Origin of the sequence: Gordonia sp. N1V, assembly GCF_029269935.1 — a bacterium.
Lineage (GTDB): Bacteria > Actinomycetota > Actinomycetes > Mycobacteriales > Mycobacteriaceae > Gordonia > Gordonia polyisoprenivorans.
On sequence record NZ_JARJDD010000002.1, the window covers coordinates 49,818 to 73,317 of the forward strand.

The 23,500-nt window shown below is 66.8% G+C and carries 23 protein-coding genes; 11 read left to right on the forward strand and 12 right to left on the reverse strand.

Translation table 11 applies throughout. The annotated features are described in order from the left end of the window. Positions 1-69 precede the first annotated feature (69 nt). The 3 genes from P3L18_RS02645 to P3L18_RS02655 are packed head-to-tail and all read right to left on the reverse strand — an operon-like array spanning position 70 to position 3,738. The gene (locus P3L18_RS02645) at positions 70-1,602 is read right to left on the reverse strand and encodes a hypothetical protein (protein ID WP_276113164.1); all 1,533 of its coding nucleotides are present in this window, start codon (positions 1,600-1,602) and stop codon (positions 70-72) included. A 22-nt stretch (positions 1,603-1,624) separates the two neighbouring features. Further along, complete coding sequence (locus tag P3L18_RS02650) at positions 1,625-2,719, reverse strand: ArsA family ATPase (RefSeq protein WP_014358756.1); 1,095 nt, start codon at positions 2,717-2,719, stop codon at positions 1,625-1,627. Continuing rightward, positions 2,719-3,738 carry an ArsA-related P-loop ATPase gene (locus tag P3L18_RS02655; protein ID WP_231387073.1) on the reverse strand — a complete coding sequence of 340 codons (1,020 nt, stop codon included), beginning with the start codon at positions 3,736-3,738 and terminating at the stop codon, positions 2,719-2,721. Before P3L18_RS02655 ends, P3L18_RS02650 begins: the two co-directional genes overlap by 1 nt. 183 nt (positions 3,739-3,921) lie before the next feature. On the opposite strand from P3L18_RS02655, the gene P3L18_RS02660 reads away from it, so the two are divergent. Genes P3L18_RS02660 through P3L18_RS02675 form a run of 4 tightly spaced genes read left to right on the forward strand, consistent with a single transcriptional unit; the run spans position 3,922 to position 6,291 of the window. Further along, positions 3,922-4,086, forward strand: coding sequence for a DUF4177 domain-containing protein (locus tag P3L18_RS02660; RefSeq protein WP_006373145.1), 165 nt, complete (start codon positions 3,922-3,924; stop codon positions 4,084-4,086). A 4-nt stretch (positions 4,087-4,090) separates the two neighbouring features. Beyond that, positions 4,091-4,567 carry a RidA family protein gene (locus P3L18_RS02665; protein WP_014358758.1) on the forward strand — a complete coding sequence of 159 codons (477 nt, stop codon included), beginning with the start codon at positions 4,091-4,093 and terminating at the stop codon, positions 4,565-4,567. A gap of 49 nt (positions 4,568-4,616) precedes the next feature. Then, the gene (locus tag P3L18_RS02670) at positions 4,617-5,384 is read left to right on the forward strand and encodes a TSUP family transporter (protein WP_276113165.1); all 768 of its coding nucleotides are present in this window, start codon (positions 4,617-4,619) and stop codon (positions 5,382-5,384) included. Positions 5,385-5,427: 43 nt separating this feature from the next. Continuing rightward, positions 5,428-6,291 (forward strand): MBL fold metallo-hydrolase, encoded by an 864-nt coding sequence (locus P3L18_RS02675; protein ID WP_020172490.1) that lies wholly within the window; start codon positions 5,428-5,430, stop codon positions 6,289-6,291. A gap of 98 nt (positions 6,292-6,389) precedes the next feature. On the opposite strand, the gene P3L18_RS02680 is transcribed toward P3L18_RS02675, so the two are convergent. Both P3L18_RS02680 and P3L18_RS02685 read right to left on the reverse strand, forming a co-directional pair. Beyond that, complete coding sequence (locus P3L18_RS02680) at positions 6,390-7,064, reverse strand: Crp/Fnr family transcriptional regulator (RefSeq protein ID WP_006373149.1); 675 nt, start codon at positions 7,062-7,064, stop codon at positions 6,390-6,392. Between the two features lie 212 nt (positions 7,065-7,276). Beyond that, positions 7,277-7,489, reverse strand: coding sequence for a hypothetical protein (locus P3L18_RS02685; RefSeq protein WP_026920367.1), 213 nt, complete (start codon positions 7,487-7,489; stop codon positions 7,277-7,279). Positions 7,490-7,637: 148 nt separating this feature from the next. On the opposite strand from P3L18_RS02685, the gene nth reads away from it, so the two are divergent. From nth to P3L18_RS02710, 5 genes are read left to right on the forward strand one after another with little or no spacing between them, the layout of a single operon-like run. Then, complete coding sequence (gene nth, locus P3L18_RS02690) at positions 7,638-8,459, forward strand: endonuclease III (RefSeq protein ID WP_276113166.1); 822 nt, start codon at positions 7,638-7,640, stop codon at positions 8,457-8,459. Then, the gene (locus P3L18_RS02695) at positions 8,456-9,190 is read left to right on the forward strand and encodes a TlpA disulfide reductase family protein (protein ID WP_276113167.1); all 735 of its coding nucleotides are present in this window, start codon (positions 8,456-8,458) and stop codon (positions 9,188-9,190) included. Before nth ends, P3L18_RS02695 begins: the two co-directional genes overlap by 4 nt. Next, positions 9,187-10,026 carry a CoA pyrophosphatase gene (locus P3L18_RS02700; RefSeq protein WP_079932003.1) on the forward strand — a complete coding sequence of 280 codons (840 nt, stop codon included), beginning with the start codon at positions 9,187-9,189 and terminating at the stop codon, positions 10,024-10,026. Before P3L18_RS02695 ends, P3L18_RS02700 begins: the two co-directional genes overlap by 4 nt. Next, positions 10,023-11,216, forward strand: a complete 1,194-nt coding sequence (locus P3L18_RS02705; protein ID WP_276113168.1) for a MarP family serine protease — start codon at positions 10,023-10,025, stop codon at positions 11,214-11,216. Before P3L18_RS02700 ends, P3L18_RS02705 begins: the two co-directional genes overlap by 4 nt. Next, positions 11,213-11,653, forward strand: coding sequence for a hypothetical protein (locus P3L18_RS02710; protein WP_168436233.1), 441 nt, complete (start codon positions 11,213-11,215; stop codon positions 11,651-11,653). The genes P3L18_RS02705 and P3L18_RS02710 overlap by 4 nt, the downstream gene beginning before the upstream one ends. A 25-nt stretch (positions 11,654-11,678) precedes the next feature. On the opposite strand, the gene P3L18_RS02715 is transcribed toward P3L18_RS02710, so the two are convergent. The 4 genes from P3L18_RS02715 to P3L18_RS02730 all read right to left on the reverse strand — a co-directional run bounded on the left by P3L18_RS02715 (position 11,679) and on the right by P3L18_RS02730 (position 17,239). Then, positions 11,679-12,608, reverse strand: coding sequence for an alpha/beta hydrolase (locus P3L18_RS02715; protein ID WP_276113169.1), 930 nt, complete (start codon positions 12,606-12,608; stop codon positions 11,679-11,681). A 3-nt stretch (positions 12,609-12,611) separates the two neighbouring features. After that, positions 12,612-13,175 (reverse strand): phage holin family protein, encoded by a 564-nt coding sequence (locus P3L18_RS02720; protein ID WP_276113170.1) that lies wholly within the window; start codon positions 13,173-13,175, stop codon positions 12,612-12,614. A 189-nt stretch (positions 13,176-13,364) separates the two neighbouring features. Then, positions 13,365-15,317 carry an acetate--CoA ligase gene (gene acs, locus P3L18_RS02725; protein ID WP_079932006.1) on the reverse strand — a complete coding sequence of 651 codons (1,953 nt, stop codon included), beginning with the start codon at positions 15,315-15,317 and terminating at the stop codon, positions 13,365-13,367. Between the two features lie 152 nt (positions 15,318-15,469). Further along, positions 15,470-17,239: an ABC transporter ATP-binding protein gene (locus P3L18_RS02730; RefSeq protein WP_276113171.1), complete on the reverse strand. Its 1,770-nt coding sequence runs from the start codon at positions 17,237-17,239 to the stop codon at positions 15,470-15,472. A gap of 135 nt (positions 17,240-17,374) precedes the next feature. Between P3L18_RS02730 and P3L18_RS02735 the strand changes: the two genes are divergently transcribed. Beyond that, positions 17,375-17,950, forward strand: coding sequence for a hypothetical protein (locus tag P3L18_RS02735; RefSeq protein ID WP_276113172.1), 576 nt, complete (start codon positions 17,375-17,377; stop codon positions 17,948-17,950). Here the strand turns inward: P3L18_RS02735 and P3L18_RS02740 are convergent. From P3L18_RS02740 to P3L18_RS02750, 3 genes are all read right to left on the reverse strand, one after another. Next, positions 17,922-19,013: an ABC transporter permease gene (locus P3L18_RS02740; RefSeq protein ID WP_276113173.1), complete on the reverse strand. Its 1,092-nt coding sequence runs from the start codon at positions 19,011-19,013 to the stop codon at positions 17,922-17,924. The genes P3L18_RS02735 and P3L18_RS02740 overlap by 29 nt on opposite strands. Next, a complete protein-coding gene (locus P3L18_RS02745) occupies positions 19,010-20,632 on the reverse strand; it encodes an ABC transporter permease (RefSeq protein WP_276113174.1) in 1,623 nt (540 codons plus the stop codon). Before P3L18_RS02745 ends, P3L18_RS02740 begins: the two co-directional genes overlap by 4 nt. Positions 20,633-20,792: 160 nt before the next feature. Beyond that, a complete protein-coding gene (locus P3L18_RS02750) occupies positions 20,793-22,502 on the reverse strand; it encodes an ABC transporter family substrate-binding protein (protein ID WP_276113175.1) in 1,710 nt (569 codons plus the stop codon). A 220-nt stretch (positions 22,503-22,722) separates the two neighbouring features. On the opposite strand from P3L18_RS02750, the gene P3L18_RS02755 reads away from it, so the two are divergent. Next, positions 22,723-23,478 (forward strand): oxidoreductase, encoded by a 756-nt coding sequence (locus P3L18_RS02755; protein ID WP_276113176.1) that lies wholly within the window; start codon positions 22,723-22,725, stop codon positions 23,476-23,478. Positions 23,479-23,500: the final 22 nt, after the last annotated feature.

Consider the following 23,500-nt stretch of genomic DNA (forward strand, 5'->3'; position numbering starts at 1 on the left):
CGTTCGGGGGACAGTGTCGTGTTGAGGAACAGGGCCGATCGGGACGCACCATTCACTGCAGGCCGAGATTCACAGCGGGCCGAGGTCGACCGGCTCCGGCCACTGCATGGTCCCCGGCCGCAGGATCTGCAGCACCCCGCCGGCCGCCACCCAGAGCGTCCCGTCGTCGGTGCGTGCGACCGACACGGTGGACGAGAGCACCGGGGTGCTGAGTGTCGGCGTGAGACCGTCCCGGTCGAGGACGGTGAGCAACCAGAACCGGCCGCGGTCGTGGTCGTACTCGGCGGGTCCGGGTAGCGGCCACCACCCCGACCGCGCCGTTCCGTCCGGCGGGTGACCGAGGGTCCACAGCCCGTCGCCGACGGTCCCGGCGTAGAAGAATCGCCGTGGAACATGCTGTGTGTCAGTCGCTTCGAGAGTCGGTGCCAGGGTGACGACGCTGTCGTAACAGGCGATCCCGAGTGGGGAGGTGAGCAGCGAGGGTCGGTCGTGGTGGTCGTCGAGGATCACCGGATCGCCCACATCCATTGCGCCGTCGAGGCCGACGCGCACCAACACCACACCGTCGGTGCGCGGGCTCGGTGAATGCAGCAGGACGACGAACGAGTCGCCGTCGGCGATCGCCGCGGTGACCACGGCGGTGGGGACCTCGACGCTGCGTGATTCCCCGCCGGGACCGTGGATGCTCCACCGACCCGCGCCACCGCAGGCCAGAAAGTGTTCGCCCACAACGGCTCCCGCGACGACCGGGGTGTCGTCGACGGTCCGTGCAGGCTCTCCCGGCGTCAGGCGGTGGGTTCCGTCGGGGCCGCCGATCCAGCATCCGGTGGGCGTCGCCCACACCGACCGCCCGTATCGCACCGGGCCGGGAAACAGATACTCGCTTGCCCGGTGGTCGGAGTCGATCCGAAACGCCAGCGGCAGAACCGCATCCAGCGCCCACAGGTCGTCGCCGGCAGCGGACACCTCGGCAATCACTGCCGGCGGACGCAGTGGATACGGTCCGGCGTCGTCGAGATCGAGATCGATCAGCGCGCCGGTGTCGACGTCGGTCGGTGACGGGCAGTCGGCGTCGAACCGGTCGTCGGTGAAGAATCTCGGCGCGCGGTCGACCTCGCGATAGGTTGGCCGGCGCCCCGGAGTCAGGCTCCATCGGCGTGGCGGCGGAACCCGCTGCCACGAGTGCGAGACGACCTGCACCCGGGTCACGCGCCCGCGCACCGACCCCTCTGCGTCGATCCCCATGACGCCGTGAAAGGTGCCGGTCAGTTCCACCTGTCCGGTCCGCGGCCGTTGTCCCTCCCACGACGCGGTCCAGCCGTCGCCGCGCAGCAGTCCACTCCACCAGAGGTCGTGTTGCCCGGCGTTATCGGTGGCCGCGGTCTCGTCGATGACACCCCGCCGATGTGGTGGGCGACCGGACGGTTCGAGCCGGGCGCGGATGGTCATCGCGTCGTGCTGATCGGTCCCGGTCTCGCTCGTCGAGTACTCCCAGAACCGCAGGGGGAATTCGACGACCTCCCCGATCGCGGGTGGGGGAATCTGCCCGTCCTCGATCGCGATGCGATCCACCAGGATCGTCAGTACGCGGCGGCGATCCATCGGTGTCCCAGGCGGATCGAGGTCAGCCCCGACCGGTGATCTGCTCGGCGACCGCGCGCAGGGCGACGCGGTCGGCCACCTCGAACGGTAACGACGGGACTCCGACGATCGGCACCGTCGGATGCGCAGAGGTGAACCGCCCCAGCAGGTGGACCTCCCGTTTGGCCGTCGCGGCACGCTCCGCGTGCACCAGCAGCACGCCGCGCGTCAGGTCGTCGTCGGCCTTGTCCACGGCCACCCGCGCGACCTCTTCGGGGATGCCGGTGAGGTTCGGGTGGGTGCGATTGAGGATGAGCCCGGCCAGCGGCATCGACTCCTCGGAGAGGCGATCGACGAAGAAAGCCGCCTCCCGCAGGGCGTCGGGCTCGGCCGCGGCGACCACCGCGAAGCGGGTACCGGGCTGTTTGAGCAGTTCATAGGTCTTGAGCGCGCGGTCCTGGAAGCCGCCGAACATCGAGTCGAGTGACTGCACGAACGTCGCGACGTCGCGCAGCATCTCACCGCCGATGATGGTGGAGACCCCGCGCATCGCCAGGCTCATCGCGCCGGTGACCATGCGGCCGACGCCGCGGCCGCCGCCGACGAGCACCTTCATCAGCCGACCGGACAGGAACGACCCGAGGCGCTGCGGTGCGTCGAGGAAGTCCAGGGCGTTGCGCGACGGTGGGGTGTCGACGATGATCAGGTCCCACCGGTTGGTCTCCAGCAGCTTGCCGAGCTTCTCCATCGCCATGTATTCCTGTGTGCCGGAAAAGGATTCGGCGACAGTCTGGTAAAAGGAGTTCTCCATGATGGCCGCGGCGCGCTCGGGCGTGGAGTACTCCTGCACCATCTCGTCGAAGGTGCGGCGCATGTCGAGCATCATCGCGTCGAGCGAGCCGGTCCCATCGATGGCCACCGGTTGTGGATCGTTGGTCAGCTCACTCATGCCCAACGACTGCGCGAGCCGCTTGGCCGGGTCTATGGTGAGCACCGCGACGGTGCGGCCGTGTTCGGCGGCGTGTAGGGCCATCGCCGCGGCGGTCGTCGTCTTGCCGACGCCACCGGCGCCGCAGCAGATGACCACGCGCGTCTCCGGGTCGGCGAGCACCGAGCCCATCTTCAGGTCGAGGGGCATCAGGCACCCGCTTTCTGCAGCAGATTGGCCAGTTCGTAGAGGCCGCCGAGGTCCATCCCGTCGCCGAGGGTGGGTAGTTCCAGCGTCGGGACCTCCACCTCGTCGAGTTGGGCCTTGGCCACCTGCTGCGCCTGCAGCCGCGAGGCGTGTTCGATCGTCTCGGTGAGCAACCCGGCGAAATCGGCCTCGCTCGCCTCGATGCCGGCGTCGGCGAGCCCGGCCGCGACCCGCTGTGCGTCGACGTTGCCCTCGGCGATGTCGTCGATCTCGTCGGGCGGCAGGTGCATCGGGTTCACCCGGTTGATGATCAGGCTGCCGACGCGCAGGTTCTTGCCGCGCAATTCCTCGACGGCCTCGATGGTCTCGGTGATCGGCATCGCCTCGAGGAGGGTGACGAGGTGGATCGCGGTCTCCTCCGAGTGCAGCAATCGCGCCACCCCCTCGCTCTGGTTGCGGATCGGGCCGGTCTTGGCGAGGTCGGCCATCGCCTTGGTGACGTCGAGGAAGCTCCCGATCCGGCCGGTGGGCGGGGAGTCGACGACGACGGCGTCGTAGAGCCGCACGCCCTTCTTGTTGGTTGCGATGATGCGTTCCTTGATCTTTCCGGTGATCAGGACGTCACGCAGCCCCGGGGCGACCGTGGTGACGAAGTCGATCGCGCCGATCCGCTTCATCGCCCGGCCGGCGAAGCCCAGGTTGTAGAACATGTCGAGGTATTCCAGCAGCGCATGCTCGATGTCGAGGGCCAGCGCCCACACCTCGCCGCCGCCCTCGGCGGTGGCGATGCGGGTGTCGGTCGGCGGTAGCGGCGGCAGGTCGAAGAGTTGCGCGATGCCTTGGCGCCCCTCGCATTCGACGAGCAGGACGCGCTTTCCCGCGGCAGCCAGGGCCAGCGAGAGCGCGCCGGCGACGGTGGTCTTGCCGGTGCCGCCCTTACCCGAGACGAAGTGCAGACGTGCTTTGGCGGCCGAGTCCGGCCAGATGTTCGGTGCGGTCACCGCCTCCTCGTCGTCGAGAATCGCTGCGACCCCGTCAGGTCGGGGTCGGCTCTGCCGACCACTGGATGTCTGGTCGCCCCCGGGCGTGTCGTACACCACGGATTCACCATATCGACTCAGTCGTCGTCCAGGGTCACTCCGGTCAGGTCATTTCGCCCGATCGTGCCTGCGGGCACGCCGCCCCGATGCCCTAGGCTTGGGGCCATGAGTGATGTCACCGCCTGGGAATACGTGACGGTTCCGCTGCTGACCCACGCCACCAAACAGATTCTCGATCAGTGGGGCGCCGACGGCTGGGAGCTGGTCAGCGTGCTGCCCGGCCCCACCGGAGAGCAGCACGTCGCCTACCTCAAGCGGCCGAAGGGCTGAGGCCATGAGCACCTGGACACAACGGCTCGACGAGCTGGGTATCGAGCTGCCGACGGCCCCCACCCCGGTCGCCAATTACGTCCCGGCGGTCCGGTCGGGGAATCTGGTCTACACCTCGGGGCAGTTGCCCTTCGTCAACGGTGAGCTGTCGATCCACGGCAAGGTCTGCACCGGCGCGGAGGGTGTCGTCAAACCCGACGAGGCGACGGCGGCCGCACGACAGTGCACCATCAACGCGTTGGCCGCGATCAACGGACTCGTCGGGCTGGATTCGATTGTGCGCGTGGTCAAGGTGACCGGGTTCGTCGCATCGGCGCCGGGCTTTACCGGGCAACCGGGTGTCCTCAATGGTGCGTCGGACCTGCTCGGCGAGATCTTCGGGGAGGCAGGCGTGCATGCCCGCTCCGCGGTCGGGGTCACCGAGTTGCCGTTGGGGGCGCCGGTGGAGGTCGAACTCGTGGTCGAGGTCGGAGACCGGTGAATGTCACCGAGGTCGGAGACCGGTGAAGTGTGTCCGAGGTCGCTGACGCTTGAGTGCTGAGGTCGTCGCGGCGCTGATCGTCGCCGCGGTGGCCGCGGGATGGGTCGATGCCGTGGTGGGTGGGGGTGGTCTGATCCTCATCCCGGCTCTGTTGATCGGTGCGCCCGGGATCGTTCCGGCGTCGGCACTGGCGACCAACAAGCTGGCCGCAGTCATCGGTACCGCGTCCGCGGCGTGGCGCTATTCACGCACGGTGTCGTTGGATTTCCGTCGTCTGGCGCCGGTGTTCGCCTGTGCCGCAGTCTGTTCCGGTGCGGGAGCGTTTGTGGCGAGTCGGTTGCCCACCGACGTCTTCACACCCATCGTCCTGGTGATGCTGGTGGCCGTGGGGTTGTTCGTCGCGCTCAATCCCGGGTTCGGATCGGGTGTCGCGCGGACGCGCTCCCGGACGTCGGTGGTGTGCGGGCTGGTGATCGCCGGGATCGTGGTGGCCTTCTACGACGGTCTGATGGGTCCGGGCACCGGAACCTTCCTGATCATCACGCTGACGGCGTTGGTGGGTACGGATTTCGTGCAGAGTTCGGCGACGGCGAAGGTGATCAACACCGGAACCAATCTCGGGGCGCTCGCAGTGTTCGCCGCGCAGGGCCATGTGTTGTGGTTGCTCGGATTGGCGTTGGCGGTGGGCAATGTCGTCGGCGCGCAGGTCGGCGCACACATGGCGCTGGGCCGGGGCAGCCGGTTCGTGCGGTGGGTGCTGCTCGTCGTCGTGGTGGTCATGGTGGCCAAGCTGTCCTACGACCTCATCACCGGATGAGCCTGACTCTCGCGCGGTGTCGCCGCGGCATTACCCTGGCCCCATGAGCGCCCCCGACGACCAGTCCCGAGCCGGCGAGGTTCCCGACGACGCTGCTGCCGCCGCCGACCCCGTGCATCCCGCCTACGGGGTACTGCGCGAGGTGACGCCGTTCGCGTCGGTGTTGTTGTGCGACAACCCCGGCGTGATGGAACTCGACGGCACCAACACGTGGATTCTGCGGGCGCCGGGTAGCACGGAATGCGTCGTCGTCGACCCTGGGCCGCCGCGCCACAAGAAGCACGTGAAAAAGGTTGCGGCGCAACCGGGTATCGCGCTGACCCTGATCACCCACCGGCACTTCGACCACACTGGGGCCATCGACGCCCTGGCCAAGCGGACCGGTGCCCCGACCCGTGCCCGCCTGCGGTCGCACTGCCGCGACGCCGCACCCCTGCGTGATCGCGAGGTCATCGAGATCGCCGGTCTGCGCATCACGGTGTTGTTCACGCCCGGCCACACCGGCGACTCCGTCAGCTATCTCGTCGAGCACGACGGGCAGCGCGCGATCCTCACCGGCGACACGATCCTGGGCAGCGGGACCACCGTCATCGATCCGTCCGACGGCAGTCTGCTCGATTACATGGGTTCGCTGAACCGGTTGATCGTCGACGGTGCCGAGGCCGCGCTGCTGCCGGCGCACGGACCCGACCATCCGACGCTCGAACCCGTCGCGCGCTTCTACAAGGCGCACCGTGAGGAACGGATCGACCAGATCCAGGCCGCTCTCGACGAGATGGGTGTCTCGGCCAAGAAGGCCAAACCGATGAAGGTGGTCCGCAAGGTCTACGCCGACGTCGACAAGAAGCTGTGGCCCGCGGCGCGGATGTCGGTGAAGGCGCAGCTGGAGTATCTGCGTCAGCTGTGACTTGGGGGCGAAAACAATTCTTCCCCCACTCTTTCGTTCGTCCCCGGGAAATTGTCGGGGGAAGAACGAAAAAGTGGGGGAAGAACGTCGAGCTGAGGTCAGCGGGCGCGGCGGGCGAGTCGCTCGGAGTCGGCGATCAGCACGCTCTTGCCCTCCAGGCGCAGCCAGCCGCGCTGGGCGAAGTCGGCGAGCGCCTTGTTGACGGTCTCGCGCGAGGCCCCGACGAGCTGGGCGATCTCTTCCTGCGTGAGGTCGTGGGTGACGCGCAGCGAGCCGCCCTCCTGGGTGCCGAAGCGCTGGGCCAGCTGCAGCAGCTGCTTGGCCACACGTCCGGGCACATCGGTGAAGATCAGGTCGGCGAGGTTGTTGTTGGTACGACGCAGACGTCGGGCCAACACGCGCAGGAGCTGTTCGGCGATCTCCGGGCGGTCCTTGATCCAGGCGCGCAACGCATCCCGATCCATCGAGACCGCGCGAACCTCGGTTACCGTCGTCGCCGAGCTGGTGCGCGGACCGGGATCGAAGATGGACAGTTCACCGAACATGTCCGACGGACCCATGATCGTCAGCAGGTTCTCGCGACCGTCGGGTGACCGGCGGCCGACCTTCACCTTGCCGGACAGGATGATGTACAGCCGATCACCGGGTTCGCCCTCGTGGAAGATGACATGTCCCCGCGGAAAGTCGACAGGCTGAAGCTGCTTGGTCAGTGCCGCTACGGCAGAGGGCTCGACGCCCTGAAAAATGCCTGCCCGCGCCAGTACTTCCTCCACCAAGGAGTCCCTTCTCACTCATGATCTCGGTTGTGCTCCACTGGCACACCCGCTGCAACGCTACTCTCGCCCCCAGCATATGTGTTGAATGGGTCACCGGCGTTGTAATGGGTGGCGTGTCTGCTCAGGGCGAACATCGGCGGCCGACGACTACCGGGCAGAAGCGCATGCCGACGTGATCGGACGAGCGGCGCCGGGTGGTGTGGACGCGGTCAGCCGGCCCGACGATTGCGCAACTCGTCCAGCGCGGCCGGCATGCCCTCGCGGGCCAGGGTGTCGACGTCCTCGGATTCGGCCGCCGACAGGAATTCCTCGACGTTGTCGCGGTTCACGGTGACGCGATCTGTCCAGGACTGGACCTTCTCCATGCCGAGGGCGAAGAGCATCAGTACGGCCGGGAACAGCAGTACGGCTAGTCCTTGCATGGCCACAAGTAAACACAATCGGGCTCGTGACTCCCAACCAGAACGGCCGCGGTAACCCAGTTGTGACCAAAGCGCGCCGCTGGTTGACATCGGCAACACAGGGCGCCGCACCGCGCCCCACGCCACCGCGCATCGCTAACCTGGTCGGGTGAGCGCGCGCAAGACGGCTGCATCGAAAGCCCAGCCGAAGGCTGCATCGGCAACCCAGCCGAGGTCGGGGACGGGTGGTTCGGGCACCAAGAAGGCCGAAACCCATCTCGGGTTGGTTCGTCGCGCCCGCCGGATGAATCGCACGCTGAAGGTGGCTTTTCCGCACGTGTACTGCGAGCTCGATTTCACCACCCCGCTGGAATTGTCGGTGGCCACCATCTTGTCGGCGCAATGCACCGACGTCCGCGTGAACCAAACCACCCCGGCGGTTTTCGCCCGCTACCGCACCGCGCTGGATTACGCGCAGGCCGACCGCACCGAACTCGAGGAATTGATCCGCCCCACCGGTTTCTACCGGAACAAGACCAACTCGCTCATCGGGCTCGGCCAGGCACTCGTGGAGCGGTTCGACGGCGAGGTGCCGCATACCCTGCCCGAGCTGGTGTCGCTGCCCGGATTCGGCCGTAAGACCGCGAATGTGGTGTTGGGCAATGCTTTCGGGGTTCCCGGAATCACCGTCGACACCCACTTCGGTCGTCTGGTCCGGCGCTGGGAGTGGACCGAGGACACCGACCCGGTCAAGGTCGAGCACGCCGTCGGCGAACTCATCGAGCGCAAGGAGTGGACCGATCTGTCCCACCGGGTGATCTTCCACGGCCGTCGCGTCTGCCACGCGCGAAAACCGGCGTGCGGGGTGTGCATCCTGGCCAAGGACTGCCCGTCGGTCGGAACCGGGCCGATGGACAAGTCGGCGGCTGCGGCCCTGGTGAAGGGGCCCGAGACCGATCACCTGCTGGCGTTGGCGGGGATCACTTCGTGACCACCGACAATCTGCCCCCCGTGGAGAAGCCGACCCCGCCGGATCGCCGGCGGGGCTCTCGTTTTCCCCCGGCTGCGCGATGGACGCTGGTGTTCTTCGTCGTCGTGATCGCCCTCGTCGTCGCGATCTGGCCGCGGGGGGACTCCTCGACGGGCGACGACGCCCAGCAGGTCCGTCCGTCCGGCGCCGCCTCGGCCACCGATGTGCAGGTCGATGATGCGCAGTTGGCCCAGGCTCGCGCCGACGCCGCGATCGCACCGTGTCCGCAGGTCGGCGGCCCTGCGTCGACTGCTGCCACAGTGCTGGCCGGGGTGCGGGCGCCGTGCCTGTCGACCGGGGCGAGCTACGACCTCGGCGCCGGGACCGTCGGCAAACCACTGATCATCAATATGTGGGCGGTGTGGTGTCAGCCGTGCCGCGCCGAGCTGCCCGTGCTCGCCGACTACGCCGAGCGGGCCGGGTCGGCGGTGACGGTACTGACCGTTCACGCGCGTGAGGGCGCGGGCAGTCCGTACCTGGTACTGCGCTTCCTCTCGGAGCTGGGGGTGCATCTGCCCGTCGTCCTCGACACCGACGGGCAGGTCGCGGCCGCACTGCAGGCTCCCCGCGTGTTCCCGTCGACGATCATCCTGCGCGCCGACGGTTCCGTCGCGAAGGTCGCGCCGATGGTCTTCGAGAACCCACAGCAGATCGCCGACCAGGTACGCGTGGCGACCGGGGTCACCACGTGAGCACGAGTGATTCGACGCCGATCCCCGCGCCGCACATCGGCCCACTGGTGGCGCGCGAACAGATCCCGACCTGGCTGCACCGGCTCACCGACGACGTCGGCGCCGTCACCGAGATCGTGCTCAATCGTGGTGGTGACCGCACCCGGTGGGCGGCGATGTTCAACCGGGATCGGCGTGCTGCTGCGGTGCTGGTGTTGTTCTCGGGGTCCTTCGACGCCGACCCCGACTATCCCGGTGGGCTGCCCGCCGATGCCGAGGTCCTGCTCACCGAACGTGCGTCGACCCTGCGTCAACACAGCGGACAGGTCGCCTTCCCCGGCGGCGGCTACGACCCCGGTGACGACTATCCCGTCGGGACCGCGCTGCGGGAGGCCGACGAGGAAACCGGCCTGGCGACCGAGGGCGTCGACGTGCTGGCCACCCTGCCCAGCTTCCCGGTCCCGCCCTCGGGTTTCGACGTCGTACCGGTCATCGCCCACTGGCGCGAACCCGGTGAGGTGCGTGTCGTCGACGAAGGCGAGACCGCCCGCGTCGCGCGTGTCAGCATGCGTGAGCTCCTGGCCCCGGAGAACCGTTTCCAGGTCCGCCGGTCGGTCCTCGGTGCCCGCGCCTATCAGGGACCCGCATTCTTCGTCGACGGACTGCTCGTCTGGGGGTTCACCGGCGGGCTGATCGCGGCGATCAGCGACGCCGCCGGGTGGGGGCCGGCCTGGGACACCGACGACGTCCGTCCGCTCGACGAGATGATCCGACGCGCCGGCAACCGGCAGGAATCCGGTTTCCGCGCGGTCCACCCCGACCATCTGCGCGACCCCGACGGCCGGGGCAGCCGATGAGCGGTTCGACGTGGGTCGACATCGTCGTCGTCGCGATCGCCCTGATCGCCGCGATCAGCGGATTCCGGCAGGGTGCGGTGGCCTCCGCGCTGGCCGTGCTCGGTGTGCTCCTCGGTGCCTTCGCGGGCATTCTGCTGGTGCCGCATGTGATCTCCCGGATCGACGATCCGACGATGCAGCTGGTGGCGGCCGTCGGGGTGCTGGTCGCGCTGGTGGTGATCGGCGAGATCGCCGGCATGATCCTCGGTCACGCCGCCCGCGGCGGCATCCGGTCGCCGGAACTGCGGGCCATCGACAGCGGCGTCGGACTGGTGTTGCAGGCCCTCGCGGCGCTGGTGGCGATGTGGTTGATCGGCACGCTGCTGGCGAGTTCGCATTCGCAGGCGCTGACCAAGGCCGTCGACGGCTCCAAGGTGCTCGGCGCGGTCGACGACGCGGCGCCGGGGTGGCTGGCCGCGAAGCCGGTCGACGAGTTCCGCCGACTGCTCGAGGATTCCAAACTCGACGGCGTCATCCCCACCACCAACGCCGGCCAGGTCGCACCACCCGACCCGGCGCTGCTGCGCCTGCCGGTCGTCGCGCAGACCAAGCCGAGTGTGGTCAAGATCGAGGGCGAGGCACCCAACTGTCAGCAGGCCCTCGAGGGCAGCGGCTTCGTCGTCGGCCCGGACCTGATCATGACCAACGCGCACGTCGTCGCCGGGACCTCGACCCTGCAGGCCCAGCAGTCCGACGGGACCTCCTACGACGCCGACGTCGTGCTCTTCGACAGCGTCAACGACGTGGCGATCCTGCGGGTCGACGGCATCGACGCGCGGCCGTTGCGGTTTGCCTCGAGTACCGCGTCCACCGGGGACGACGCCATCGTCCTGGGGTATCCGCAGGCCGGTCCGTTCCAGGCCACTGCGGTGCGGGTGCGTGACATGCGTGAGTTGCCGACCGCCAACATCTACCGCAACCGCCAGGTCACCCGCGAGGTGTATACGGTGCGCGGCGTCATCCGGCAGGGCAATTCCGGTGGGCCGATGCTCAATTCGGCCGGCGATGTTCTCGGCGTGGTGTTCGCGACGTCGGAGAATGCCGCCGACGAGACCGGCTACGTCCTCACCGCCGCTCTCGTACAGCAGGACCTCGCCCGCGCCCAGGGTCGCTACGGACGGGTGTCGACCGGGGCGTGTGTGCGCGAATGACTGACTCAGGCGAGTCCCCCGACCCGAGCGCCGTCGACGACCACACCGCCGAGATGGCCGGAAAGGTCACGGAGGCACTGGAATACATCGAACGGGCGCGTGGGCATCTGTACGGCTTCCACCAGCTCATCGGGCACGCCGACGCCCTGCTCGGGGAGGCGGTCGCCGAGATGCGCGATGCCGGTTACACCGAGCTGGCCGATCGGATCGAGACGGAGATGGTGGGCCGCAACGTGATCGAGGGGCGCTGGACCTTCCAGATCGTCGAGGAATTCGACGACGGCTACCACGCCGCGTTCACCGACACCGAGGCGCGGGTGCGTGCGGAACTGACCGGCGGGGTGCGTCACGTCCACGAGGCGCGGATGAAAGAACGACGGCGCACACACGGACATCGCGACCACACCGCCGGCCCGGGTGATCCCGGCAGCAGGTAATCGGTGGCCGGCGGTGAGGCCGGGCTCAGGAACCCAGCAGCTCGAGCAGCGCCGCGTTGACCGCGTCCGGCTGTTCCTGATGCGCGAAGTGCCCGCTGGCGGGGATCTCCCGGACGTCGAGATGGTCCACCCACTCGCGGCTCTCGCGCATCGCATGGTCGGTGATGTAGGGATCGTCGGCACCGCGCAGCGCCATCGCCGGGATGTGCAGTCTGCGGTGCATGAGACGCATGAACCGGATGCCGTCGGGGCGGAACTGCGACCGGAAGGCCCAGCGCTGGTATTCCAGACTCGAATGCGCCACGTAGGGAATCTGGATGGCCGAGCGGTTGAGACCGATGGTCTGCGCGTAGTCGTCGGTGCCGCGCCATGCGCTGCCCGCGCGCTGATCGAAATAACGAGCGATGAAGGCGCCGTCGCGGCGGGTCAGGCGCGCCTCGGCCGACCGGGGGAGCTGATTGCGCAGGAAGTTCGGGAGGAACGCGGTGCGTTGCGGTCCGCGCAGCAACACGTCGTGGCGCAGGGAACGGGGGTGCGGTGAGGCGATCACCGCGATGCGGGACACCGCGCGGGGGTGCAGGGTGGCCGTCGCCCAGCAGACCAGACCGCCGTCGGCGTGCCCGACCAGGGTGGCGTCGGTGTGCCCGAGTGCGCGGACGAGGCCGTTGGTGTCACCGGCCAGTGTCCACCCGTCATAGCCGCGCGGCGGTTTGTCGGTGTCGCCGTATCCGCGCAGGTCGACCGCCACCGCCCGATGACCGGCTTCGGTCAACGCGGTCAGCTGATGACGCCAACTCCACCAGAACTCGCCAAAACCGTGCAGCAGCAACACCAGTGGCCGATCCGCGATCGGCTCGTCGACCTCGACGGCGTGAAAACGCAGGCCGTTCGCGCGGACGTCGAGGTGCCGCCAGACGCCGGGGAGCCGAACGCTCGACGGGTCGGGCGCGGCCATTGCTCAGCCCTCGCGGGCGGGCGGGATCCGTGGATGCTCGGCCGTGGCCGACACGGTCGCGGCGGCAGTGTCGTCGGGCACCGCGATCTTGGAACGATCCGCGGCCGGCGGGCCCGACTTGGGCAGCACCGACGGGATCTCCTTGACGGTCTCGATGGTCCTCTTCGGTCCGCGGATCTTCTTGAAGAAGAGGTAGCCGGCGATCGCGACCACGATGGTGATGACGACCAGCAGTGCGAACACGATGAGGAACGCCGCCCAGCGGGGCAGCCACTCGCTGAGGAGTTCGGCGAGGAAGAAGAAAAAGAAGAAACTCGCATACAGTGCGGTCACCCCGGCCACGGCGAGCGCGCCGGTGCCGGCTCCGGCCTTCTTGGCCTCATCGACCAGCTCGGACTTGGCCAGCGCCACCTCGGAACGGACGAGCGTGGACATGCTCGCGGTCGCGTCCTTGACCAGGTTGCCGATGCTCGGTTCGCCCTTGGGCCCGAGGTCGGCGTCGGACAGGGGGATCGAGGGGACCGGACGTCCTCCTGGTGCAGACCGGCCGTTCTCGTTTCGGCTCACAGCATCCTCCGTATCTGGGGTGTGGGGCATATGTTGCCATGTCGGCCGATCGAGGTGGTCAGTGCCGCCCGCGGGCGCGGCCTCGTCATCGACTCGCGGGCGGGTACCGACACACGAGATGCGCCACCGGGTTGGGGCACCCGGTGGCGCATTCAGGGCGTGTCTCGCCGCGGGCCAACTCCGGCCCGATCAGGCCTTCTTCGCGCGGATCGCCTCGAAGACCGAGGGGTCGACGAGGGTGGAGGTGTCGCCGAGTTCGCGTCCCTCGGCGACGTCCTTGAGCAGGCGGCGCATGATCTTGCCCGAGCGTGTCTTGGGGAGTTCGGGTACGACGTTGATCTCGCGGGGTTTGGCGATGGGGGAGATCTCGATCGACACCTGTTGGCGCAGTTCGGCGATCAGCTCGTCGCCGGTGTTCTCGATGCCCTCGCGCAGGATGACGAAGGCGACGATGCCCTGGCCGGTGGTCTCGTCGGCGGCGCCGATGACCGCGGCTTCGGCGACGCCGGAGTGCCCGACGAGGGCGGATTCGACCTCGGCGGTGGAGATCCGGTGGCCGGAGACGTTCATGACGTCGTCGACGCGGCCGAGCACCCACAGGGCGTGGTCCTCGTCGTAGCGGGCGCCGTCGCCGGCGAAGTACCAGCCGTGTTCGGCGAAGCGGGACCAGTAGGTCTCGCGGTAGCGTTCGTCGTCGCCCCAGATCCCGCGCAGCATCGACGGCCACGGCTTGTCGAGGACGAGGTAGCCCTGCTCGCCCGCGCCGACCGGGTTGGCGTCGTCGTCGACGATGGTCGCCGAGATACCAGGCAGCGGTGCCATCGCCGAGCCGGGTTTGGTGACGGTCACCCCGGGCAGCGGGCTGATCATGATCGCGCCGGTCTCGGTCTGCCACCAGGTGTCGACGATCGGCGCGGAGTTGCCGCCGATGACCTCGCGGTACCACTTCCACGCCTCGGGGTTGATCGGTTCGCCGACGCTGCCGAGCAGTCGCACCGAGCTCAGGTCGTGGGCGTCGGGGATCTCCCGGCCCCACTTCATGAAGGTGCGGATCAGTGTCGGCGCGATGTAATAGATGGTGACGCCGTATTTTTCGATGATCTCGAAGTGGCGGTGCTCGTTGGGGGAGTTGGGGGTGCCCTCGTAGACGACCTCGGTCGCGCCGTTGGACAGCGGGCCGTACACCAGGTAGGAGTGGCCGGTCACCCAGCCGATGTCAGCGCCGCACCAGAAGACGTCGCGGCCTTCCTTGTGGTCGAAGACGTAGTGGAAGGTGTAGGACGCCTGGGTGAGGTAGCCGCCCGAGGAGTGCACGATGCCCTTGGGTTTGCCGGTCGTGCCCGAGGTGTAGAGCAGAAACAGCGGGTGTTCGGCGTCGAAGGCCTCCGGGGTGTGCTCGGGGGACTGCTCGGCGACGGTGTCCTCCCACCAGACGTCGCGGCCGTCGACCCACGGCAGGTTCTCGTCGTGGTTGGTGCGGCGCACCACGAGGACCTTCTCGACCGATTCCGCGGCGTCGTCGCCGGTGCCGAGGGCCTCGTCGACGGCGGTCTTCAGCGGTGCGGGCTTACCGCGACGGTACTGGCCGTCGGTGGTGATGACGAGTTTGGCCTGGGCGTCGTCGACGCGGGAACGCAGTGCGCCCGAGGAGAATCCGGCGAACACGACCGAGTGGGTCAGGCCCAGTCGCGCGCAGGCGAGCATGGAGATCAGTGCCTCGGGGACCATCGGCATGTAGATCGCGACGCGGTCTCCGGCGGTCAATCCGATCGCGGTGAAGTAGTTCGCGGCGCGGCTGACCTCGTCCTTGAGCTGGCTATAGGTGATGTCGCGGTGATCACCGGGCTCGCCGACCCAGTGGATCGCGACGCGATCGCCCTTGCCGGCGGCGACATGGCGGTCGACGCAGTTGACCGAGACATTGAGCTTGCCGCCGACGAACCACTTGGCGAACGGGGCGTCCGACCAGTCGAGGACCTCCCCGAAATCGGTGTCCCATTCCAGCCGGCGCGCCTGCTCCGCCCAGAACTCCAGACGATCGGCCTCGGCCCGGTCGTACAGTTCGGCGGTGCCGTTGGCCTGCGCCGCGAACTCCTCCGACGGCGGGTAACCGGGAGTGGTGTCGGAAGCGGAAGTGGTCATCTGAGCTGGCCTTTCACTGGTCGGCAACAACATCGCGCGTGGCAGCCGCACGTGAGCCGACTGCCACGAGATCCTCATTGTGAGGGTAGTCACGTTGGATGCCCGTTGCAGGTGGCGGGGCGACGAAAGGTGCGCGCTCGTCGTCGAGCGGTCTATCGACGTGCGGTCGACAAGTCCGCGGCCAGCCGGTCCGCTCGCCGCTGTCGCTGCTCCTGCGGGTCAGGGACCGGCACAGCGGCCAGCAATCGCTTGGTGTACTCCTCGCGGGGAGCATTGAGAACCTGCGCTGTGGCGCCCACCTCGACGAGCCTGGCGTGGTTCATCACCGCGATCCGATCCGACACCTGCTCCACGACTGCAAGATCATGGCTGATGAACAGGCAGGCGAAGCCGTGTTGGCGCTGCAGCGCCGCGAACAGTTCGAGCACCGTCGCCTGTACCGACACGTCGAGTGCCGACGTCGGCTCGTCGGCAACGAGCAGTTTCGGTGAGAGTGCGAGAGCGCGCGCGATGCCGACGCGTTGACGCTGGCCACCAGAGAGTTCGTGGGGGTAGCGGTTGCGCATCGTGGTCGACAGACTCACCTGATCGAGCAGCTCCTCGACCCGCTTGTTCAGTGCCTCGCCACGCATCTTGCGTTTGAGTCGCAGGGGCTCGCCGATGGAGTCCCCGATCGGGAACCGCGGGTTCAGTGACGAGCCGGGGTCTTGGAAGACGATCGCCACTTCGTCGCGGATCCGGCGTAGACGGCCGCTGTCGGGCGAGATCATGCTGGTGCCGACGACGTCCATCTCTCCTCCGGTCGGCGGCAACAGGCCCACCACGGCCCGGCCGATCGTCGATTTGCCGGAGCCCGACTCACCGACCAGCCCGACCACCTCGGAGGCGTGGATCCGCAAGTCCACCTCATCGACAGCACGAAACGCAGCGGCGCTGCCGCGACCGGGATACTCGATGATGGTCTTGCGCATGTCGAGCACGACTGCCCTCGGCTCCTCGGCGCCGACGCTGTCGGTTCCCGCACTGTCGGTGGTCTGAGACGCCTCCTCGACCCCCTCGCCGAGGTGAGGTACCGCGGCTAGTAGGTCGCGGGTGTACTGCGCCTGGGGCCGCTGGTAGATCTCCACCGACGACCCCGATTCCATGAGGTTCCCATCCTTCATCACCACCACGCGGTCGGCGATGTCGGCGACCACGCCCATGTCATGGGTGATCAGCAGGATGCCCGCATCGATCCGGTCGCGCAGATCGCGCATCAATTCCAGGATCTCGGCCTGCACGGTGACATCGAGCGCCGTCGTCGGTTCGTCAGCGATCAGCAGTCCCGGGTCGTTGGCCAAGGCCATCGCTATCATCGCACGCTGGCGCTGCCCGCCCGAGAGCTGATGAGGATACGAGTCGGCGCGCTGCGCGGGGTTCGGTATGTCGACCATGTCGAGCAGCTCGATGGCGCGCGCTCGGGCTGCCTTGGGGCTGACGGGTTTATGGCTGCGGATGACCTCCGCGATCTGGAATCCGATCGTGTAGACCGGGTTCATCGCAGTCATCGGCTCCTGGAAGATCACCGAGATGTCGTTGCCGCGGATCGAACGGATCACCGAGGGTTTGCTGCCGACGAGTTCGCGGCCGCGCAGGTTGATCGACCCGCCGACCCGGGCGTTGGGGGGCAGCAGCCCGAGCATCGCCATCGCCGTCGTCGACTTTCCGGACCCGGACTCGCCGACTATGGCGAGCACCTCGCCGCGGGCGAGGGTAAAATCGATGCTCTTGACGGCAGGGAACCACACGTCGCGGGTCCAGAAGTCGACGGTGAGTCCGCTGACATCGAGGACCGACCGGTCGCCGGTGGCGTGGGCGGCCACGTGTTCGTCGGCGGTCTCTTCACCTCGAAGTAGATTGCGCCAGTTGATTTTTGGGGTCATGGCCGGAGTCCTTGCAGAAAAGGTGTCGACAGGTGTGGGTAGTAACGTCGGGTGCCCGGGGCGGCGGACTGAGACGATGGATGGGTGGACGAACAGGGTGTGACCGAGAACGTGCGGCCAAAGGGACCGATGGTCATGACCGCGGTCACGGCCGTCATCGCCGTCGGCGTGGTCATCGCGGGGTTTGCCGACTCGACGCAGCGCGGTCTGGGCGTACTCGGGCCGATGATCCTGCTCTGTGGAGTCGTATGGTTGGTCCTCGGCAATCCGCATGTGGCTGTGGACCGATGGGCGGTGTACGTGGTCAATCCGCTGCGTAGGTACAGGGTCCCGTTTGCCGCGCTCCGCGATGTTCGGACGCGGTGGTCGCTCACGCTCGTCACAGACGTCGACGAGATCGTGGCGTGGTCGGCGACGGCTCCGGGTGGGCGATCGTCGTTGACCGGCCGGGACGAACGGCGCACGACACCGCGACTAGGTTCGGTGCCGGTGTCGGCGATCCGGGCAGACGGCACCATTGGCCCGGGTGATCTTGCGGGCACCGACTCCGGCGACGCTGCGTCCCGAATCCGGCGGCGGTGGGAGACCGCTCGTGTCTCCGGTGCGCTCGACGATGTGCCCACCTCGTCGGTGGTGGTGAGATGGAACACCATCCCGATTGGGCTGTTCCTGTTCGGCGTTCTCATGACGTTGTTTTCGGTGGTGTGGTGACCGAGTGGTGTGAACCGCTGCCGCCGTGTTCGCCGACGGGCCGTTCCTCGGCGCTGCGACCCAGAAGGCGGTTGTACCACTTGACCTTCGGGATGACCCGTTGACGCGGGTCGTAGGCGTCGCGCAGACCGTCGCCGACGAAGTTGACGGTCAACGCGATGATGACGATGAACAGGCCCGGCCACCAGAACAGCCATGGGCGCGTGCTGAACGCCGCCTGGTTCTCGGTGATCAACAGACCCAGCGAGGTGTCGGGGCTGCGTACGCCGACACCCAGGTAGGACAGCGACGTCTCGAGCAAGATGGCTGTCGCGGTGACCAGGGTCGCCGAAACCACGATGACACCAACGGTGTTGGGGAGAATGTGGCGGAAGATGATACGCATCGGCGATGCCCCGCCCACGCGCGCGGCATCGACGAATTCCCGTTCGCGTAGCAGGAGAAACTCTCCGCGGACCACGCGAGCCAGGGAGGTCCAGCCGACCACACCGATGACGAGGCCGATCAGTACCACACCGGACTTGCCGAACTTGGCACCGAGGGTCGCCGCGATCGCAATGACCGGAATGGTGATGACGACGTCGGTGACCCGCATCAGCACCGCCTCGGTCCAGCCACGGAAGTATCCGGCGACAGCGCCCACGACGGTGCCGATGACCGTCGAGACCAATCCGGCGACGAAGGCCACGATGATTGATTGCTGTGCACCGCGCATCGTCAGGGCGAAGTAGTCGACGCCGATAGTGTTCTGTCCGAATGGATGATCGCCCAGATGGAAGGGAAACCGGTAGGTGGGGTGGCCGCCGTCGATGACGGGGTTGGGCGTCGTGTAGTTCCATTTCCACCAGCCGGGGATGCCCCAGAAGCCGAGCGAGCTGAAGACCAGGATGATGGTCAGGATCAGGATGGTCAGACCGATCATGGCACCGCGATGCCGGATGAACCGGTTGAAGACGAGCCTGCCCTGCGACTGTGCGGCGGTGGTCAGCACGTCTGGCTCGAGACCGACGCCGGTCTCGGCGGGTGAGTTCTCGTCGCGTGGGGGGATCTGGGGATGGGTCATTGGAGTCGAATCCTCGGATCGAGTGCGGTGTAGAGGAGGTCGGCAATGAGGTTGAACAGCACTGCGGCCACGCCGGTGACGAGGAAGAAGGCCATCACGACGTTGGGGTTCACGGCATTGAGACCCTGGATGAACAACGTGCCCATGCCTTTCCACCCGAAGACGTTCTCAGTGATCACCGCGCCGCCGATTACGGCCGCAAAGTCATAAGCGACGACCGTGGTCAACGGGATGAGTGCGTTGCGGAAGGCGTGGCGCATCACCACCGTCCGCTCGGTGAGGCCCTTGGCACGTGCGGTCCGTATGTAATCCTGGTTCATCACCTCCAGCATCGATGCGCGCGTGTAGCGGGTGTAGCTGGCGAAGCTGATGAGGATCAATGCAATTGTCGGCAGCAGCAAGGACGTGGAGATATCGAGGAAGTGCTGCCAGATGTTGCCTTGGAAGTTGGGGGTGGAGTCACCGACTGTCGGGATGGGTCGGCCGAACTTCTTGTCCGAGAATCGGGCGAAGTTGCTGAGAACCCGGTCCCACAGGATCACCAGACCCGTACCAACGCCGGTGAAGATTGCCGCACGAACCGCCTGGCTGCGGTAGTCCTCGCCGCCGATGAACCAGCCGAGCAAACCCGATACGACGATCGCAATGATGCCCAGTAGCACCAGGAATCCGACCGACGGATTCTTCAGCACTGGCTGTAGCACGACACCGCACAGCGTGCCGGCGACGGCCGCGAGCACGGCCGAGGACAAGACCGGCCGTGCCTTGAGGCCGGCGACGAGGATAGTGGCGATCACCGCGATGGCAATCGCCAGCACGAGGATCAACCCGGGGCCGAGCGCCGGACGATGAAACCACTCTACGGCCGAGAAGTACTGCAGCACGGCCACTGTCACCACCAGGGCGGCGCCCAGAACGATCCACCGTCGCCGGGGCGAGCCGCCGAGTACGGCCGCCAGGACGAGGCCGAACAACAGGCCGAGAACCACTGACACCCAGATTGGGATCGTCGGGTCGGCGAGCCAGTTGTTGAACTTGATGGCACCGAACTCTTTGAGCAGCACGGCAACCCAGAAGATCGGGAGAGAGTAGAAGAGGAATGATGTGAAGGTGACCGAGTAGTCCAGCACGCTGTATTGGCGCAGCGCGGAGAGGATTCCGACGATCACACCGAGAACCACCGCGAGCGCCAGCGACAGCAGCACCAGGCGCAGGGTGGTGGTGATGGCGTTGCCAAGAACCGCGGTGACCTCGGTGTTGTCGATGGTTTTGCCGAGATTGCAGTCCATGCCCGGGACGAAGCATTTGCCCGCGCCGCCGAGCCAGTTGAAGTAGCGCGAGATGACATTGTCGTTGAGGTGTAGTGCCTCGGTGACCGCACGGATCTTGCTGGCCCGGATGTCTGGCGGATAGGACTCGAAGTTCTGACGCGGATCACCCGACCATACGACCAGCATGTACATCAGGAAGGTGGCACCGAGGAGAACGAAGAATCCGGTGATCAGGCGGCGAAGAATATAGAAGAATGCCGGATTATTTAGCAGCGTAGCGGGATTGAGGCGAGTGGGGACGCCGCGTCGGATGGGCGGGGTCTGGGCCTCGGGCGTGTCGACAGACATGGTGACTCTCTGGACGCAGGACGGTGTGTTGACCGGCGGTGTGACGACGGACAGATCGGTGGATACGCGCGCTGAAGCCTGAAGCCGTCAGCGGCCGACAACGGGCGGCGCAGGGACCGTGAGCGCGGTCCCTGCGCCGCCTGGGATGAGGTCGGATACTTTAGGACTTGACCCATTCCGAGCCGTTGAACGTCGCCTGCGTCTGGGTGGTATTGAGCACCACGCCCGACACCCGTGGCGAGTATGCGTTGAGCAACGGCCAGGCGAACAGCGGGACGGTCGCCAGGTCGCTCCAGACGATCGTCTCGATCTGCTTGGTGAGATCGATCTGCTTACTCTTGTCGGTGGTTGCCACCAACTCACTCAGCAGAGCATCGACCTGCGGGTTCGAGTACTTGCCGTAGTTCTGATCGCTGCCTGTTGCGAACAAGGGCTGGTTCTCTGACACCAGACCGCTTCCGCTCCACGCGAACTGGGCGACATCGAAGGCGCCTGAGGTGGTCACCTGTCCCCACTCCTTGGGGGTTAGTGCGCGGACGTTGAACTTGAATCCCGCCGGTGCACACGAGTCGGAGATGAGCTGCATCGTCTGCTGGCGACGCTGGTTGGGATTGCCCAGGTAAATTGCATTGACCGACAGGTCGGTGACACCGGACTTGGCGACGTCCTCCTTCGCGCCGTTGATGTCGACCGCATCGTACTTGTCGCCACCGGCTGCTTGGGCGATGCCAGCATAGTCATCCTGGAACGGGTATACCAAGCGCGTCTGCATGAGGGTCGCGCCGGGCTCGACCGGTTGGATCAACTTCGTGATGATGTCTTGACGCGGTAGGCACTTCGCGAGAGCTTGCCGCAATAGCGGGTTGGCGAATTTCGACTTGAAGTTGAAATCGAGGTGATCGTAGGAGAAGCCGGGTCCGGTATTGCGCTTGGCGGCGTTGCCCAGCGCGTTGAGGGACGAGATCAGGTCGACGTTCGGCTGCGGCTCGATGACGTCGGCGTCGCCGTTCTGCAGCGCCTGGACCTGCTGCTCTTGCGGGATGAACTTGATGGTGATGCCGCCGTTCTTGGGCTTCTCACCCCACCACTTGTCGTTGGGCACCAAGCTGATCGACTGGCCTGCCTGCCACGAACCGATCTTGTACGGTCCCGCCGACGGGATGATGTCGGGTGCAGGCAACTGACCCGGGGCGAAACCGGTCCATTTGTTGTTCCAGAAGTCGGCGATCTTGGTGATCGCCTCGGCGTCGTCGTTCTTCACGGCTTCGGCGACGCTAACACCCGTCTGCTTCTCGATCACATGCGCAGGCAGCAGCGGGGAGGTCTGGGTGGCCATCGCGACATCCCAGTCGCCGAATGGCTTGGAGTAGACCGCGGTGAACGTCTTACCCGATGGATCATCGGTGGGCTTGTTGATATCTGAGATACCTGTCGTCGATGCAGGCTGAAACTCGCTGTACTTGGCGTTGTGTGAGAGCCAGTACAGGTAGAAGTCGTCGGCGGTGATCGGCGTGCCGTCCGACCAGACGGCTTTGTCGCTTATCGTGTATTTGACCGTAAGTGGGTTGTCCGAGACCTTCTCGATTGTGCCGTAGTCGGTTTCGCGCTGGTGGTTTCCCTTGGCATCGACATAGCTGAGGTAGGGCTGCACCTGATTAAGAACGACCGCATTTGCGACGGCGTTCGCGCTCGCGTTGTCGTTGTTGTATGCCGAGAACTCCTGCTCGTAGGCATAGGTGATGACATTCGAGTTCCCCGCAGATCCTCCGCCGCCGGAGTCGGAATCGTCGTCGGAACTGGTGCAGGCCGACGCGATGAGACTGGCGGTGACCAGTCCTACCATCGCACCGAGAAGCTTCTTGGATCGCAAGTTCTCCCCTTGGTTCAGGTGGTGGATGACATAGAGTTGCCGCCTTACTGGTGAGTAACCGTAGGCAACGACTCGTACGTAACCACATTTTGTGCAGTTCGGCACTTCTTGTTCGCGCAACGAAACATTAACGAAATGTGTGAGGCTGCTTCGGCTTACCGTTAAACCGGACTCGAGCCCGTTCGTGCTCTGCACGTGCGCGCCTCTACCATGACACCCTATGACTTCCGACCCGCTCGCACCGCTCGCCGACCTGCCCGGGGTGGCCGCCGCGGCCGACGCCGCGCGCGACGCGCTGGGCGCGGTACACCGGCATCCGGCGAACCTGCGCGGCTGGGACAAGACGGCCACCGAGGCGTCCTGGCGAGCCGGACGGTCGTCGGCGGCCATCGACGGCGGCAGCGTCGAGCTGCGTCGCGACGGCGACTTCGACGATCCGCTCCTCGCCGGCGCCATGCGCGTGGCCCAGGCCCTCGACGGCGACTCGCTGGAAAGCCTCACCTCGGTGTTCCGGCGGGCGCCCGCACAGGCTTTCGCTCGCCTGCACATGCTTGCCGCCGCCGATCTCATCGACGATCCCGACGAGCTCGGCCGCCCGCGCGCCGATGCCGACGTCGCGACCCGGCTGGATCTGCTGAGCCAGCTGATCACCGGCGGCACCAGGGTGGGTGCGCCGGTCCTCGCCGCCGTCGTTCACGGGGAATTGCTGAGCCTGAACGCCTTTCGATCCGCCAACGGGATCGTCGCCCGTGCTGCGTCTCGGCTGGTGTGCACGTCGTCGGGTCTCGATCCGCACAATCTCGGAGTCCCCGAGGTGACATGGCTGCGGCGGGTTGCCGACTATCGCGCCCTGGCGCAGGCCTTCGGCACCGGCCGCGCCGAAGCGCTGGGGGAGTGGATCGTCTTCTGTTGCGAGGCACTCAGCGCCGGTGCGGCAGAAGCGAAGTCGATCGCCGACGCCGCACGGGCCGGCTGACCGGGCAGACAAACACCGGGCT

What these genes read in the sequence shown, in the direction of transcription:
- P3L18_RS02645 (WP_276113164.1), bottom strand. Translation starts at nt 1,602, where the DNA reads ATGGATCGCCGCCGCGTACTGACGATCCTGGTGGATCGCATCGCGATC.
- P3L18_RS02650 (WP_014358756.1), bottom strand. Translation starts at nt 2,719, where the DNA reads ATGCCCCTCGACCTGAAGATGGGCTCGGTGCTCGCCGACCCGGAGACG.
- P3L18_RS02660 (WP_006373145.1), top strand. Translation starts at nt 3,922, where the DNA reads ATGAGTGATGTCACCGCCTGGGAATACGTGACGGTTCCGCTGCTGACC.
- P3L18_RS02665 (WP_014358758.1), top strand. Translation starts at nt 4,091, where the DNA reads ATGAGCACCTGGACACAACGGCTCGACGAGCTGGGTATCGAGCTGCCG.
- P3L18_RS02675 (WP_020172490.1), top strand. Translation starts at nt 5,428, where the DNA reads ATGAGCGCCCCCGACGACCAGTCCCGAGCCGGCGAGGTTCCCGACGAC.
- P3L18_RS02685 (WP_026920367.1), bottom strand. Translation starts at nt 7,489, where the DNA reads ATGCAAGGACTAGCCGTACTGCTGTTCCCGGCCGTACTGATGCTCTTC.
- P3L18_RS02705 (WP_276113168.1), top strand. Translation starts at nt 10,023, where the DNA reads ATGAGCGGTTCGACGTGGGTCGACATCGTCGTCGTCGCGATCGCCCTG.
- P3L18_RS02710 (WP_168436233.1), top strand. Translation starts at nt 11,213, where the DNA reads ATGACTGACTCAGGCGAGTCCCCCGACCCGAGCGCCGTCGACGACCAC.
- P3L18_RS02715 (WP_276113169.1), bottom strand. Translation starts at nt 12,608, where the DNA reads ATGGCCGCGCCCGACCCGTCGAGCGTTCGGCTCCCCGGCGTCTGGCGG.
- acs (WP_079932006.1), bottom strand. Translation starts at nt 15,317, where the DNA reads ATGACCACTTCCGCTTCCGACACCACTCCCGGTTACCCGCCGTCGGAG.
- P3L18_RS02730 (WP_276113171.1), bottom strand. Translation starts at nt 17,239, where the DNA reads ATGACCCCAAAAATCAACTGGCGCAATCTACTTCGAGGTGAAGAGACC.
- P3L18_RS02735 (WP_276113172.1), top strand. Translation starts at nt 17,375, where the DNA reads ATGACCGCGGTCACGGCCGTCATCGCCGTCGGCGTGGTCATCGCGGGG.
- P3L18_RS02740 (WP_276113173.1), bottom strand. Translation starts at nt 19,013, where the DNA reads ATGACCCATCCCCAGATCCCCCCACGCGACGAGAACTCACCCGCCGAG.
- P3L18_RS02745 (WP_276113174.1), bottom strand. Translation starts at nt 20,632, where the DNA reads ATGTCTGTCGACACGCCCGAGGCCCAGACCCCGCCCATCCGACGCGGC.
- P3L18_RS02755 (WP_276113176.1), top strand. Translation starts at nt 22,723, where the DNA reads ATGACTTCCGACCCGCTCGCACCGCTCGCCGACCTGCCCGGGGTGGCC.